The organism is Micromonospora taraxaci (assembly GCF_007830095.1).
Lineage (GTDB): Bacteria > Actinomycetota > Actinomycetes > Mycobacteriales > Micromonosporaceae > Micromonospora > Micromonospora taraxaci.
Genome location: NZ_VIWZ01000002.1, coordinates 235,616 through 250,788, shown reverse-complemented (window position 1 = coordinate 250,788; position 15,173 = coordinate 235,616). Strand labels below are relative to the sequence as shown.

General features: G+C 70.6%; 12 protein-coding genes. 1 reads left to right on the top strand and 11 read right to left on the bottom strand.

Annotated features, from left to right (window positions below; translation table 11 throughout):
- Nucleotides 1-14: 14 nt before the first annotated feature.
- The 10 genes from FHU34_RS30250 to FHU34_RS30205 form a co-directional block, all read right to left on the bottom strand.
- A complete protein-coding gene (locus tag FHU34_RS30250) occupies nt 15-2,387 on the bottom strand; it encodes a glycoside hydrolase family 65 protein (protein ID WP_145786043.1) in 2,373 nt (790 codons plus the stop codon).
- The gene (locus tag FHU34_RS30245; RefSeq protein ID WP_145786042.1) at nt 2,384-3,187 is read right to left on the bottom strand and encodes an HAD family hydrolase; all 804 of its coding nucleotides are present in this window, start codon (nt 3,185-3,187) and stop codon (nt 2,384-2,386) included. The genes FHU34_RS30250 and FHU34_RS30245 overlap by 4 nt, the downstream gene beginning before the upstream one ends.
- Nucleotides 3,188-3,246: 59 nt before the next feature.
- On the bottom strand, nt 3,247-3,711 hold the full coding sequence (locus FHU34_RS30240; protein WP_145786041.1) for a DUF4442 domain-containing protein: 465 nt from the start codon (nt 3,709-3,711) through the stop codon (nt 3,247-3,249).
- A gap of 64 nt (nt 3,712-3,775) precedes the next feature.
- Nucleotides 3,776-4,792 (bottom strand): hypothetical protein, encoded by a 1,017-nt coding sequence (locus tag FHU34_RS30235; RefSeq protein ID WP_145786040.1) that lies wholly within the window; start codon nt 4,790-4,792, stop codon nt 3,776-3,778.
- Nucleotides 4,793-4,886: 94 nt separating this feature from the next.
- On the bottom strand, nt 4,887-6,188 hold the full coding sequence (locus FHU34_RS30230; RefSeq protein WP_145786039.1) for an ABC transporter ATP-binding protein: 1,302 nt from the start codon (nt 6,186-6,188) through the stop codon (nt 4,887-4,889).
- A 120-nt stretch (nt 6,189-6,308) separates the two neighbouring features.
- Nucleotides 6,309-8,519 carry a bifunctional glycosyltransferase/CDP-glycerol:glycerophosphate glycerophosphotransferase gene (locus FHU34_RS30225; RefSeq protein ID WP_145786038.1) on the bottom strand — a complete coding sequence of 737 codons (2,211 nt, stop codon included), beginning with the start codon at nt 8,517-8,519 and terminating at the stop codon, nt 6,309-6,311.
- A gap of 15 nt (nt 8,520-8,534) precedes the next feature.
- Entirely contained in the window at nt 8,535-10,496 is a 1,962-nt protein-coding gene (locus tag FHU34_RS30220) for a DUF5941 domain-containing protein (protein ID WP_145786037.1), read from the bottom strand.
- Nucleotides 10,493-11,239 carry an ABC transporter ATP-binding protein gene (locus FHU34_RS30215; RefSeq protein ID WP_145786036.1) on the bottom strand — a complete coding sequence of 249 codons (747 nt, stop codon included), beginning with the start codon at nt 11,237-11,239 and terminating at the stop codon, nt 10,493-10,495. The genes FHU34_RS30220 and FHU34_RS30215 overlap by 4 nt, the downstream gene beginning before the upstream one ends.
- Before the next feature lies 1 nt (nt 11,240).
- A complete protein-coding gene (locus FHU34_RS30210) occupies nt 11,241-12,068 on the bottom strand; it encodes an ABC transporter permease (RefSeq protein WP_145786035.1) in 828 nt (275 codons plus the stop codon).
- Between the two features lie 71 nt (nt 12,069-12,139).
- The gene (locus FHU34_RS30205) at nt 12,140-13,510 is read right to left on the bottom strand and encodes an L-serine ammonia-lyase (protein ID WP_145786034.1); all 1,371 of its coding nucleotides are present in this window, start codon (nt 13,508-13,510) and stop codon (nt 12,140-12,142) included.
- Nucleotides 13,511-13,856: 346 nt separating this feature from the next.
- On the opposite strand from FHU34_RS30205, the gene FHU34_RS30200 reads away from it, so the two are divergent.
- A complete protein-coding gene (locus FHU34_RS30200; protein WP_030329606.1) occupies nt 13,857-14,066 on the top strand; it encodes a PspC domain-containing protein in 210 nt (69 codons plus the stop codon).
- 210 nt (nt 14,067-14,276) lie between these two features.
- Here FHU34_RS30200 and FHU34_RS30195 read toward each other — a convergent pair whose 3' ends face one another.
- On the bottom strand, nt 14,277-15,089 hold the full coding sequence (locus tag FHU34_RS30195) for a DUF4230 domain-containing protein (RefSeq protein WP_423436201.1): 813 nt from the start codon (nt 15,087-15,089) through the stop codon (nt 14,277-14,279).
- Between the last annotated feature and the right edge of the window lie 84 nt (nt 15,090-15,173).

Sequence of the window (15,173 nt, the reverse complement as noted above, 5' to 3'; positions counted from 1 at the left end):
ATCCGCCCCGACCGTCACTGTTCGGGCTCGGGCAGCCGCAGCAGCGGAGACCGGCCGGGTGGCTGCTCGGGCGGCGGGCCGGACGGCTCAGCCGGGGGCACCGGCACCGTCACCGGCTCGTCACAGGTCACCCGCAGTAGTTGATCGTGGTGACGCAGCTCCACCACGTCGTCCGGGCCACCGTGACGCAGCGAGTACGTCGTCTGGTGCGGCCGGACATCCACCCGCAGCGCCAGGCCCCGCCACTGCAGGGAGAACTCCAACCTGTTGAGTCGGCTGGAGAGCCGGGGCGCGAAGGACAGCTCGCCGTCGTGGTCGCGCAGGCCGCCGAACCCACCGACCAGGGCGAGCCACGCGCCGGCCAACGACGCCATGTGCACGCCGTCGCGGGTGTTCTCGTTGAGGTCGTGCAGGTCCATCAGCGCTGCCTCGCGCAGGTAGGTGTGCGCCAACTCCGGGTGGCCCACCTCGGCCGCGAGCACCGCCTGGGTGCACGCCGACAACGACGAGTCGCGGACGGTACGGCGCTCGTAGTAGAGGAAGTTGCGCACCTTCTGCTCGGGGGTGAACGCGTCCCCCCGCCAGTGCATCGCGAGGACCAGGTCGGCCTGCTTGACCACCTGTTTGCGGTACAGCTCGAAGTACGGGTAGTGCAGCAGCAGGGGATACTTCTCCGCCGGCGTGTGCGTGAAGTCCCACTCCTGGAGCCGGGTGAAGCCCTCCACCTGCTGGTGGACGTCGAGCTCCTCGTCGTACGGGACGTGCATGGACATCGCGGCGTCCCGCCAGCTCGCGGCCTCCTCGTCGGTGACCCCGAGGTGGTACGCCTCGTCCCGGTAGCGCATCACCACCTCGGCGGCGGTGAGCAGGTTCCGTTGCGCCATCAGGTTGGTGTAGACGTTGTCGTTCTTCACGGCGGTGTACTCGTCCGGGCCGGTGACACCGTCGATGTGGAACTGCCCGTGCCGGTCGTGGTGGCCGATCGAGCGCCACAGCCGGGCGGTCTCCACCAGCAGTTCCAGGCCGATCTCCCGCTCCAACTGGGTGTCCCCGGTGACCATCACGTAGCGGCGCATGGCGTCGGCGATGTCGGCGGCGATGTGGAAGGCCGCAGTGCCGGCCGGCCAGTATCCGGACGATTCCGGCCCCTCGATGGTCCGCCAGGGAAAGGCCGCGCCCCTGAGGTTGAGCGTCTCGGCACGCTCCTTCGCCGAGTCCAACGTGCTGTACCGCCACTGCAACGCGCTGCGCACCGCGCTCGGCTGGGTGTAGGTGAGCACCGGCAGGACGAACATCTCGGTGTCCCAGAACGCGTGCCCGTCGTAACCGGGACCGGTCAATCCCTTCGCCGAGATCGGCCGTTGCTCCGCCCGCGCTCCGGCCTGGAGCACGTGGAAGAGACCGAACCGGACCGCCTGCTGCACCTCGGGGTCGCCCTCGACCAGCACGTCGGACGCGTCCCAGAACTCGTCGAGGTAGTTGCGCTGCTCCCGGTGGAGGCCGTCCCACCCGTCGAGCCGGGCGCCGGCCAGCGCCGCGCCGACCTGGTCGCGCAGCGCGGGTAGCGAGCGCCGACTCGACCAGCCGTACGTCAGGTACTTGATCACCCGCAGCTTCTCACCGGGCTTGAGCACGCAGGCGATCGTGGTGCGTACCCAGTCCTGGTAACCCTCCGACTCGATGGTGGTGCGGTCCGGGCCGTGCACCTCGTGCTCCATCGCGGCGGCGACCCGCAGCCCGGAGACCTTGGTGCGGTGGATCAACTGCCCGCCGTCCGGGGTGGTCAGCTCCTCCTCGGCCTGCAGGGGCGACTCCAGCACCGCTGCGACCCGGGGGTCCTTGCTCTGCGCCGGCAGTGACTCGTTGGCCACCAGCTCGGACTGCACGATCAGCCGCAGTGGGCCGTCGACGGCCTCCACCTCGTAGCTGATGGCGGCGACCGACCGCTGGGTGAACGAGACCAGGCGGGTGCTGCGGACCTTGACCTCCCGACCGGCCGGCGAACGCCAGTGCAGCTCCCGGTGCAGAGTGCCGGCCCGCAGGTCGAGGACCCGCTCGTGGGACAGCAACTCCCCGTAGCGCACGTCCAGCGGCTCGTCGTCGACGAGCAGTCGGAGCAGTTTGCCGTTGGTGACGTTGACGATCGTCTGCCCGGACTCGGGGAAGCCGTAGCCCGCCTCCGCGTAGGGCAGCGGGCGCAGCTCGTAGAACGAGTTGAGGTAGGTGCCGGGCAGGCCGTGCGGCTCACCCTCGTCCAGGTTGCCCCGTAGACCGACGTGCCCGTTGGAGAGCGCGAAGACCGACTCGGACTGGGCCAGCACGTCCATGTCCAGCCGGGTCTCCCGGACGTGCCACGGCTCGACCGGATAGGCCCGCTCCCGGATCACGCGGAACCTCGTTCGCCGGCGGGCTGGTGGGTGGCGGTGCGGGCCGGCGACGGCGGGTCTGCGGCGGCGAGCAGGTCGGCAAGGTCCTTCACCACGACGTCGGCGCCGTGCGCCAGCAACTCGTCGGCCTGCCCGACCCGGTCGACGCCGACCACGTAGCCGAAGCCACCGGCGCGGCCGGCGGCCACCCCGGAGAGCGCGTCCTCGAAGACGGCGGCGTGTGTCGGATCGACGCCGAGCAGCCTGGCCCCGGCGAGGAAGGTGTCGGGGTGCGGTTTGCCGCGCAACGACTGGGCGCGGGCGACCAGCCCGTCGACCCGGGCCTCCAGCAGCGGTTCCAGCCCGGCGGCGGCGACCACCTCACCGCCGTTGGCGCTCGCGGTCACCACGGCCCGGCGCAGCCCTGCTTCGCTCGCGGCCTTGAGGTAGTGCACCGAGCCCGGGTAGACCTCGACGCCGGAGGTGCGCAGGCGCTGCAACAACAGGACGTTCTTGCGGTTGCCCACGCCGTTGACGGTGTCGGCGTCCGGCGGGTCGTCCGGGCTGCCCTCGGGCAGCACGATCCCCCGGGAGGCGAGGAACGACCGGACGCCGTCGGCGCGGGGTCGTCCGTCGACGTAGCGGTTGTAGTCCGGGCCCGGGTCGAACGGTTGGAACGGTTCGCCGGAGCGGGTGGCCCGCTGTTGGAGGAACTCGTCGAACGTCTGCTTCCACGCGGCGTTGTGGACGCGGGCGGTCTGCGTCAGCACACCGTCCAGATCGAAGAGACAGGCGGTCACGTGAGCAGGTAGGCCCAGCACGGTACGAATCTATCCACCCTGCTGGGCCCGCAAACCAGTTTCGCCTGGCCCGGCTCGGTTCAGTTCGGCCGTAGCGTCCAGATCACGGTCATCGCCGAGGTCGGCTTGCCGTCCTCGGTCGCGATCTCCACCTCCACGGGGAACTCCGGCCGCTGGCCGGACTCCAGTTCCTCGATCACCTCGAGCGCCGGCCGGCCCAGGCGCGCGGTGGCCAGCACCGCGCCCATGGCGAGCTTGCGGTAGGCGATGTCAGCCCGGACGGCGAGCGGCACGGCCCGGTCGAGCAGCTGCCCGAAGGCGGCCATGACGACCGCGCCGGAGGCCGTCTCACCGAGGGTGAACATGGCACCGGCGTGGGGGCCGCCGATGTGGTTGTGGGTGGCTGGCGAGTCGGGCAGCCGGACGACTGCCCGCACCCCGCCCTCCGCCTCGGGCGCCACCTCGACGAACTCGAGGCCGAGCGTACGGGCGAAGGGCACCGCTTGCAGCATGCCGGCCGCCACCTGGCGGGAGTCGATGGTCATGGCCTGACGCTACTCGCCGGTAATCAGGGCAGCAACCAGCGGTTTTCCCGGTGACGGCAGGTCGTCAGAGGTTGGCGATCGTGCGCAGGATCTCCGCGTAGAAGTTGCCGTCGATGCTGCGGAAGAAGGAGAAATCCTGGCCCGGGTCACCGAAGAACGGGCGCAGCGTCCACGCCAGCTGGGTGCCGACGAAGCCGAAGAGCAGGATCCAGATGTAGAGCAGGGTCATGCTCGCCGGCCGCTGGGTCGGCTCGCCGCGCCGCACCGGCGGCCGCTCCCACGGGCGCTGCACCGGCCCGTAGCCGGGTGGCACCATGCCGGGCGGGAACGCGGCGACGGCCGGTTGTCCGCTCGGCTGCGCCGGAACCGGCGGGGTCGCCGCGGCACCGTTCGAGGTCGACCCGGCCGCCGCGGCTCCGGCCGGCACGGCTCCGGCCGGCACGGCCACCGGCTCGGCAGCCTGAACGGTGACCGGTGCCGCAGTCGGGGCCGGGTCGGCCGGCACGGCTGCGGGCACGGCCTGGGCCGGGACGTTGACCTGGGCGTACGCGTCGGCCTGGGTCCTGGTGGCCTCCGGCGCGAGCAGGCCGTGGTCGTTGAGCACCTGCATCCCGCCGGTCAGGAAGCGCAGCCCGACCAGCGCCGACAGGGTCAGGATCGCCACGTTGAGCAGCTTGAAGAACCCGTAGTCGGGTGCGGTGATCAGGAAGAAGAGGCTGATCGGCGCGAACGCCACAGCGAGCATCGAGGTGACCGTGATCGCCACCATCACCAGCGCCAACGACTGCCGCACCGAGAGCCGGGCGCCGAAGACCAGGTTGAACAGGTAGAGCGTGGGCAGGCAGATGGCAAGCGTGACCAGGAACAGCAGTGGCAGCTTCAGCGCCGAGGTCAGCGCCATCAGCGGGCTGTGGAAGGCCCCCAGCACCGCCCCGTAGCAGGCCAGCGCGATGGCGGAGCTGGCGAGCATCCGCCCGGTCAGCGCGTTGAGGTCACCCTCGGCCACGATCTGCTGCCAGATGCCCGCGCGATCCCGCAGGATGCGCTCGATGACGAGCGGACTGGGACGGTCACCCGACACGGATGCACCCCTCTCGGTGGTCTTGCACTGTGGACTGGGTGCGCAGACGGTAGGACATCGGGTGGCTGGCCCGCCACCCCGTCACGGCGAGTCGTCAGCGCCAACCCACGTCGATTCGGGCGCCGCGCTCGTCGAAGAAGTGCAGCGCGTCCATTCGGACCGAGACGGCGAGCGGGTGACCGGCGCTGACCGCCGGATACGGCGCCAGCCGCACCGCCAACTCCGCCGGGCGACGGTGGTGCCGGCCCGGGTCGGGGAGCACGCTGGTCTGGGCGCCGCCGCCAACCGCGGGTGCCTGCGATTCCACCGGCTTGCCGGTGAGCCGCTGCATCACCGATCCGAACCGGCGCAGACCACGCTGGCCGACCGGTGGCGGGTCGAGCGGTGCGCCCATCTCGTCGACCATGATCGCGGTCGCGCCGATGTCGAGGAACGCCAACGACTCGTGCCCGTGGTGCTCCAGGTAGCGGATCCGCCCCCGCAGCACGTCGCCGGGGCTGTCCGGGGAGACCGGAGTGAGCGCCTCGGCCCGCATGCCGACCACGATCCGCTCACCGTGGTAGTGCGCCACCGCCCTACTGCGGATGTCGTTCCAGGGCAGGTAGAGCGACTGCTCCCCGAGGTTCAGCGTGACGTACCGGTCGAGGTGGACGTAGACCGACGCCTCCAACAGGTTCATCCGCGGGCTGCCCAGGAAGGCGGCAACGTAGAGCGTCGCCGGCCGCCCGTACACCTGCGTGGGTGTGCCCACGTCCTGGAGCACGCCCCGGCGCATGATCGCCACCCGGTCGGCCATGGTGAGCGCCTCGGCCTGGTCGTGGGTGACGTAGACGGTGGTGACGCCCAGCTCCCGGGTCAGGCCCGAGATCTCCGCGCGCAGCTCCGCGCGGAGACCGCTGTCCAGATTCGAGAGCGGCTCGTCCATGAGGAACAGACCGGGCCGCCGGACGATCGCCCGGCCCATCGCCACCCGCTGCCGTTGGCCGCCGGAGAGCTGACCCGGCTTGCGGGCCAGCACGTCACCGATGCCCAGGGCACTCGCCACGTCGCTGACCCGCTCGCCCCTCGGCTCCGGCTCGACCCCGGCCAACCGCAGCGGAAAGGCGATGTTGTCGCCGACGGTCATGTGGGGGTAGAGCGCGAAGTCCTGGAAGACCATGGCGATCTTGCGTTCCCGTGGAGGCAGGTCGTTCGCCAACTCCCCGTCGAGCATGACCGCGCCCTGGGTCGGGTCCTCCAAGCCGGCAATCATCCGCAGCACAGTCGACTTGCCGCAGCCGGACGGCCCGAGGAGCACCATGAACTCGCCGTCGTTCACATCGAGATTGATGCTGTCGACGGCCAGTGTGCCGTCCCTGAAGACCTTGCTGACATCCTTGAGCGTGACGGTGCTCACCGTCGTCCCCCCCAGCTAGTCCCTGCCGACCCAGAGACTGTGACCAGGATCATTCGATTCGCACATCGGGTAAACGTCTCATGTTTGGTTGATGACGCTGCTATTACACGACACAAGCGATCAACAGGGCGAAGAACGCCCGCTCGGCTCCCCCAGGAAAACCTGACGCACCACCCGTTCCGCCGCATGCCCGTCGTCCAATGTGCAGAACCGGCTTCGAAAATGCTCGCGGGCCTTGTTCGCCGCGTCCGAGCGCACCTCGCCGCTGCGGAACACATCGACCAGGTCTCCGAAGGTGGTGGCCACCGCGCCGGGCGGCTCGGCCGTCACGTCGAAGTAGACCCCCCGAGCCAACCGGTACGCCTCCCAGTCCGGGGCGTAGAGCACGATCGGCCGGTCGAGTACCGCGTAGTCGAACATCGCCGACGAATAGTCGGTTACCAACACGTCGGCGACCAAATAGAGATCCTCCACCCGCTGATAACCGCTGACGTCGCGAACCCGTTCCCAGTCCACCGGCCGGCCGGGACGCCGGTCCCGGTCGTGGAAGTAGTGGCTGCGCATCAGCAACCGACCGGAGTCACCCAACGCCCGCACGAACCGGTCCGGGTCGAACGGCGGCCGGTAGCCGGGGAGGTGTTCACGGTGCGTCGGGGCGTACAGCACGACCTGCTCGTCGGGACCGACGCCGAACTCGGCGCGCAGTCGGCGGACCTCCTCCGGGCCGGCCGTGACCAGGCGGTCGTTGCGTGGGTAGCCCACCTCCAACGTCGTGTACGTGGCCGGGTACGCCCGGTCCCACATCTGCGTGGAGAAGCTGTTCGCGCTGACGCTGTAGTCCCAGCGGTCCACCCGGCGCAACAGCCCGGCGAAGTCCATCCGGCCCGCGCCGATCGGGTAGCGCTGCTGGTCCAGGCCCATTACCTTGACCGGGGTGCCGTGGTGGGTCTGCAGGTGCACCTGCTCGGGTCGCTTGCGCACGAAATCCGGGAAGTTGACGTTGTTGACCAGCCACCGGGCGCGGGCGAGCGCCCGGTAGTACGCGGGCGTGCCGGCCACCACGTACTCCACCCCGGCCGGCACGGTGTCCACCCGGTCCCGGCGCACGATCCACACCCCGCGCACACCCGGCGCCAACCGGCGGGCGACCTCGTAGATCGCCGCCGGGTTGCAGGAGTATCCGCGGTACCAGTACGCCGCGTACACCGCGAGCGTCGGATCGACCGGGCGGCGCAACTCGGCCCGGTAGTACTCACGCAGCAGCCCGTCGCGGGTCAGCCGGGCACCGCGTCGCGCGACCGGGCCGACCCGCCGTCGGGCGGTACGGGCCTGCCTGCGGGCGACGTCGCGGGCCCGACTGGCGGTCCGCAACGCGCTAAACGTGCGCCAACGGCCGGAGGCGACGAGCCGGTGCTTGATCCCCTCCACCCCGTCCGGCACCGGATAGCCGCCGGGCGGCAGCCACCGTTCGTAGTCGGCGGTGATCTGCGCGAAGAACGCCGGACGCAACTCCGGTGCGATCCGCTGGCCGTTGCCGAGCACTGTCAGGTAGTGCCAGATCATCCGCTCGAAGACCGCCGGCCGCAGGGAGTCCGTCGCCGGCCCCCACTCGTCCATCAGGTGGAAGACCCGATGCCACTGTGGGAAGACCTCGAAATGGCGGTCACCGCGGGTCCGGGTGATCGCGCCGGCGCGGCGTTGCCGGTAGTTGACGCACACCCGGTCGAGTACGCCGATCCGCTGCGCCGCCATCAGCACCGGGTAGCTGAACGAGACGTCCTCGTACCAGCCGGGGGCGAAGCGCAGGCCCAGGTCGACCAGGAACTCCCGGCGGACCAGGCGGTTCCACGCGGTGTGCAGCAGGTGCATCGCCTCCGGCCGGTCCCGCAGCCGGAAGGTCTCCGGGCCGGGCGACTCCGGAAACACCTCGGCCATCGCGCTGCGGGTGGCGGTGTCGTTCCAGTGGGTGCGCACGTGGTCGACCAGCAGCACGTCCGGGCGGGTCGCCCGCAACCGCTCGGCGACCTCAGTCAGGCACTCCGGGGTCAACCAGTCGTCGCCGTCGAGGAACCACACGTACTCGCCGGCGGCCCGGTCCAACCCGATGTTGCGTGCTGGACCGAGGCCGACGTTCTCCGGCAGCCGAACCGAACGGACCCGCCGGTCGCGGGCCGCGTACTCGTCGATGATGTCGCCGCTGGCGTCCGGCGAGCAGTCGTCGACGGCGATCACCTCGATGTCCGTCTCCGGCTGGCCGAGCACGGAGTCCAGGCACTCACGCAGGTATCCCTGCACGCGGAAGGCCGGCACCACGAAGCTGATCAGGGTCATCCGGCCGTCCCTCCGTCAGTGCGGCGCGGCACCTCCAGCGCCCACCGGCGTAACCGACGCCCGCGCGCTACGGGCCGGTCGCACGAACCAGGCCAGGACGACGCTCACCACGAAAACCACGAGAAGGTACGCACCGAGTGTAGCCAGACCGCTACCCGCCACGCCGACAATCGCCGTCAGGGCCAGCAGCGCCGAGCGCCCCTCCCAGCCCAGCGTGGCCGCGTGCAACGGCGGTGCCGCCTGCCGCTTCTCCAGCCGGGCGGTCAGGTCGTAGTGATGCACGGTGAGCACGAAGACGTACCCGAAGATCAGCCAACCCGGCACTCCGCCGACCACCCCGACCGCGATGGCGAACAGGTACTCGGCGGCCCGCAACGCCGCGGGGACCAGCCAGTCCAGCGGACCGTTGTGCGCGGCGCCCGCACCCAGGCCACCGACCAGTAGCACCAGCAGCGCCACCGGCACCGCCCAGCGCAGCCCGTCCGGCGTGTCCGTCAGCAGCGCCGCGACCAGCAGCACCGCCGGGCCGAGCGCGGCGATCACCGCCAGGGTGAGCGGCCCCATCGGGCGGACCACCGGCAGCCAACGGGCCAACGGGCCGTCGTCGCGGTGCAGGGTGGTGTCGACCGTGTCCAGCACCGGCACCCACATCCAGCGGGCCCGCAACGTGCGCAGCGCCCCGGTGTACGCGAACGCCAGCACACCCCACACCAGCACCGCGATCAGGCTGACCAGCGGGTTGAACAGCGCCACGGTCAACGCGATCAGCGCCCACCGCTCGCCGATCGGGAAGACCACGGTCCGCTTCAGCCAGTACGACAACGACCCGGTGTCGGCCTGCACCCGGGTCGACGCCGCGTTGAGCCGGTCACCGATCCCGCCGCTGGCACCCGTGGTAACCCGGGGTCGGCGGGCCGCCTCGTCGTGCAGCACCCCGTACCAGGTGTCGGTCATGTGCCGGACGGTCTGCAACGTCATCGCGGCGATGGCGAGGGCCCAGCCGTTGCCCAACCCGGCGTGGCTGACCCCGAAGCCGAGCCCGGCGTAGACCAGGTACTCCTTGGCCCGGTCCGCCATCGTGTCCAGCCAGCCACCCCAGGCGCTGAAGTTCCGGGTGTACCGGGCCAACTGGCCGTCCACGCAGTCCAGCACGAAGCCGAGGTAGAGCAGCACCGCGCCACCGACCAGCGCGGGCCGCCCACCGACCCCGAACAGCACCGCCGCGGCCAGCGCGAACAGTACCGAGATCGCCGTCACCCCGGTCGGGGTGAGCCGCAGCCGGGCCGCCAACCGAACCAGGTACGGGGACCAGGTGCTGACGAAGTAGGTGGAGAAGAAGTCGTCCTTCTCCTTCACCGACAGCCGCAGCTCGGCCCGGTCCTCGTTCACAGCCGTCACCGCCGCCTCGGCAGCGGTCAGCTCGTCAGCACTCTCGACCCGGCGGGCGACGAGCAGGCGTACCCGCTGGGCGAAGATCAGGGTGCCGAGCGCCGCGAGACCCGCGAAGAGCCGGTCCACGGCGGGCCCGGGGCCACTCGCCGCGGCCCGGGCGGCGGCGGCGAGGGTCGGCAGGTCGTCCACGCCGACCCGCAGCGCGCCGCCGAACACGCCTGTCGCGTCCCCGTCGAGGGTGTCCAGCGCGCCGGCGTCGACCACCTGGCCGCGTTCCTCCCGCACGGCCGCGCGACCGGGGACCGGTGGGTCGCCGAGCACCAGCGCCACAGTGGGCCCCACCGGGCTGGTGGCCAGGTGCCGCAGTACGGCGGTGTGCGCCACCAGGTCGGTGCCGGTGACCAGCACCGGGGCGGTGGCGCCGGCGACCAGCGCGGTCACCTCGTCGAGGGTGGCCGCGAAGCGCACGTCGTCCGCCCCGGCCTGGCGCAGCTGGACGGCCAGGCGGTCGGCCAGGGGCTCACCGGCCGCGGTGGTCAGGCCCGCCGCCGACGACCCGGCGGCGAGCACGATCGCGAGCGTCATTGCTGGACCGCGGCGTGGTACGCGTCGAGCGCCTCGGCGATGGTGCCGTCGAGCGTCAACCGGCCCGCGTCGAGGTACAACCCCCGACGACAGAACCGGGTCAGGTCCTTCTCGTTGTGTGACACCAACACCAGCGTGCGCCCCTCCCCGAGCAGACGATCAATCGTCGCGTAACACTTCTTGCGGAACTCCGCGTCGCCGACCGCGGTCACCTCGTCCATCAGCAGGATCGGGTGCGGCAGGTGCGAGATGATCGCGAATCCGAGCCGCACCTTCATGCCCGACGAGTAGTGCCGCACCGACGTGTCGATGGCCCGTTCCACCTGCTCACCGGCGAACTCGACGATCTCGTCGAAGTGCCGCTTCAGGTAGCCCGTCGACAGTCCGTGCAGCCCACCGACCAGGTGCAGGTTCTCCCGGCCGGTCAGGTCGTTCGAGAAACCGGCGGACAACTCCAGCAACGGCGCCACCGCGCCGTGCACCCGGATGTCGCCCTCGTCCGGGATGAGCACCCCGGCGATCAGCCGCAGCAGGGTGCTCTTGCCGGTGCCGTTGCGGCCGATCACCCCGACGGTCTCGCCGGGCTCGACGGTGAACGACACGTCCCGCAGCGGCCAGAACTGGCCGGGCAGCGCACCCCGCGCCCCCCGGTGGATGAACAACTCCCGCAGCCGCAGTTGACGGCGACGGTTACGGACGAACCGGATGCCCAGCCCGTCGGCCTCGATGATCGGGGCGGCCACGTCACAGCTCCTTGAGCACGGCGGGCTCCAACCGACGGAACGACCACCAGCCGGCGGTCAGCACCAGCAGGCTGCCGACGACAGTGGTGGCGAGCAGCCGGGCGTCCGGGAACTCGTCCGGATACCAGATCGCGTGGTGCAGTTGGAAGATCCCGACCAGCGGGTTCAGCTCGTACGCCACCTTCAACCAGTCGGGCAGGCTGGACTCCCGGACCAGGCTGAGCGGGTAGATGATCGGCGTGGCGTAGAAGAGCACCCGAATGATCAACCGCATCAACCGCTCGACGTCGCGCATCAGCACGTTCCACGCGGACAGCAGCAGGGCCAGCCCGGTCAGCAGGACGGCCTGGACCAGCACCGCCAGCGGGAGGGAGAGCAACGACCAACCGGGGTGGATCCGACCGTGCGCCGCGTAGATCACCGCGATCGCGATCAGGATCGGCAGGCCGGCCGCGTACTCGGCGAACCGGCCGGTGACCCGGCCGATCGGGAAGACCTGACGCGGCACGTTCATCGTGGTGATCAGCCGGGACTGGCCGGTCAGCGCGTTGGTCGCCTCACTCAGCGCGGAACTGGTCCACATCCACGCGAAGATTCCGGTGATCAGGAACAACGGGTACGACTCGGCGGCCTCGCCGAGGTGCCGCCCGGTGTCGCGGGAGTAGAGCACCCCGAACACGAACCAGTAGATCGCGCCCATGCCGAGCGGCTCGATCAACGACCAGAAGTAGCCCAGCACCGACTGCTGGTACTTGACCGCCAGGTCCCGTCTGACCAGGATGCGCAGCGAGTTGCGGTGCGACCACAGGGCCGCGACGCCAGAGGTCACCGCAGCCTCCCGCCTCCTGAAACGGACGCCAGGTTAGCAGTCGGTGAACGAATGCCCCGAATCGACCGGGCTCAGCACTCGATCACGTTGACGGCCAGACCGCCACGCGCCGTCTCCTTGTACTTGACCTTCATGTCGGCGCCCGTCTCCCGCATGGTCTTGATGACCTTGTCCAGCGACACCTTGTGCACACCGTCGCCGCGCAGCGCCAGCCGGGCGGCCGTGATCGCCTTGATGCTAGCCACCGCGTTCCGCTCGATGCAGGGGATCTGCACCAGGCCACCCACCGGGTCACAGGTCAACCCGAGGTTGTGTTCCATCCCGATCTCGGCCGCGTTCTCCACCTGCTCCGGGGTGCCGCCGAGCGCCTCGGCCAGCCCCGCCGCCGCCATCGAGCACGCCGAACCGACCTCACCCTGACAGCCGACCTCCGCGCCGGAGATCGAGGCGTTCTCCTTGAACAACACACCGATCGCGCCGGCCGTCAGCAGGAACCGCACCACGCCGTCGTCATCGGCGTTGTCGACGAAGCGGCTGTAGTAGTGCAGCACCGCCGGGATGATCCCGGCCGCGCCGTTCGTCGGCGCGGTGACCACCCGGCCGCCCGCGGCGTTCTCCTCGTTGACCGCGAGCGCGAACAGCGTCACCCAGTCCATCGCGTGCAGCGGGTCGGGCGTGCCGGCGTCCGCCTCCAGGCCGCGCCGCAGCTCCGCCGCGCGCCGCCGGACCTTCAACCCGCCGGGGAGTACGCCGTCGCGCTCGCAACCGCGCTGCACGCACTCCTGCATCACCCGCCAGATCTCCAACAGGCCCGCCCGGATGTCCGCCTCGCTGCGCCAGGAACGCTCGTTGGCCAGCATCACCTCGCTGATCGACAGGCCGGTGCGGGACGTGACGTCGAGCAGCTGCGCCCCGGTCAGGAACGGGTACCGCACCTGCGTGCTGTCCGGCTTGATCCGGTCCGCGCCCGCCGCCGCCTCATCCACCACGAAACCGCCACCGACGGAGTAGTAGGTGCGGCTGCGCAACACAGCCCCCGCACCGTCGTACGCCACGAAGGTCATCCCGTTCGGGTGGTACGGCAGCGACCGTCGGCGGTGCAGCGTCAGATCTCGGTCCGGGTCGAAGTCGATCTCGTGCGCGCCGAGGATGCTGATCCGCCGCTCGGCCCGGATCCGCTCGACCCGAGGACCGACGGTGTCCGTGTCGACAGTCTCCGGCGACTCGCCGGCCAACCCGAGCAGCACCGCCGGACCGCTGCCGTGGCCGTGCCCGGTGGCCCCGAGCGAGCCGAACAACTCGGCCTGCACCCGCGCGACGTCACTGATCAACCCGTCGGCCTTGAGCCCGCCGACGAACGTACGCGCCGCCCGCATCGGCCCCACGGTGTGCGAACTGGACGGCCCGATACCGACGCTGAAGAGGTCGAAAACACTGATCATGGCTGCGCTTCCTCGCCGTCGTCCCGGCGTACGGAACCGGCCGGGTCGTGGCCGCCGGTAGGCGGCCCCGTTCGTGACCGCCCGGGGTGTGGGTTGCGGCCACCCGGGGTGTGGATGGCCGATCTGCCAGCCTACCCGCCCAGCTCACGGCCCACCCGACCACTGGACGTGAACACTCGGAGCGCGCTGGTGCACGGCTCGGAGAGGCGTCAGGAAGGGGTCATCGGGGTACAGCACCTACGGGTCCACGGGTTGCCGCTCCTCCTCGCGACCGAGGGCGAGCTGGTCATCCCCTTCTACCGTGGATTGCAGACGCGGCGTACCGCCGCAGAGTGGGAGTACGACGATGAGTCGCAAACTGGTCCGGCCCCGCGAGGGGCGCATGCTCGCCGGTGTCTGCGCTGGCCTCGGTCGACGGTTCGGCATGTCCGCGGGGATGGTCCGGCTGCTGTTCCTGCTGTCCCTGCTGCTGCCCGGCACGCAGGTGATCGTCTACCTGATCCTCTGGGTGCTCATGCCGAACGAGGACCGCTACCTGGCCTCCACCGGACACTGACCCGCCCCGCACACCCGCTCCGAGGCCGGACGAGGCAGCAACTTCGGCGAAGTTGCTGCCTCCCGGCCGCCCGAGGCACCAACATCCCTGATGTTGCGCGAATCGGGGCGCGAAGGCGCGAGGGGCGACGGCGTGGGAGCAACGTGCGGAAGCGCCCGCACCGACGACAGTCGGTGCGGGCGCTTCGCCGTACGGGGGGGGTCGAGCAGGTCAGGGAGCGATGTAGGTGACCGTGATCTGCTGGTAGCCGAGGGAGCGGAGCAGCCCCTCCAGCATCTTGCGGGTGTTCTCCTCGGCTCGGGCGGAGAGACCACTGTCGCGGGCGGCGGCGGTGATCCGTTCCTCGGCGAGCTTGTAGACCTGCTGCTGCCGGTTGGGGTCGTTGCCGACCAGGTCACCGAGCCGGTTGAGCAGACCACGCTGCTCCGCGAAGACGTAGCTCTTGTCCATGTCGAGGTTGGTCTCGCCGAGCTGCGGCGCCGGCAGCTTGATCTCGACGGACTTGCCGTCGGCCGACTGGACGATGGCCCCGTCACCGATCTTGGTGAAGTCGACGTAGGCCTCGACGCTGCCGGCCCCGACGAACAGGGTGCGCTCGTTGAGCAGGAAGTCGGGGACGTTGCGCCGGTCGTTCTGGGTGTCGACCACCACCTGGAAGTTGCCCTCCGCGGCCACGTAGCGGCTGAGATCCTGGATCGACTTCAGCAGCGGTGGCTGGCTGCGGTCGGTCTGCTCCTTGGCGAACGGGTTACGGAACTCCGGCAGGAAGCCGGTCGCCTGGATGCCGAGCAGCACCACCACGGCCAGCGCGGCGGCACCGAGCAGCAGGAGCAGGCCTCGGGCCGCCCCACCACCGCCGCCAGGCGGCGGGCTGTCGGGGCCGCCATAGCCTCCGGAGCCGTCGCCCGGTGTGTCAATGGTCGGCTCGGGTGTCGCGGCCGACCGCTCCTTGAGGTTGTCGCCGGTCGGGTAACCGGGGAACTCCCTCGTGGGCTCGTTGGTGCCAGCGTCGCGGGCCATCACGCTCACCGTCCTTGTCAGACACGTCGTCTGTCAATGACGGTACGGCCCCCGTGCGACAGTCGCGCGTCGAGCGCCCGGAAAGCA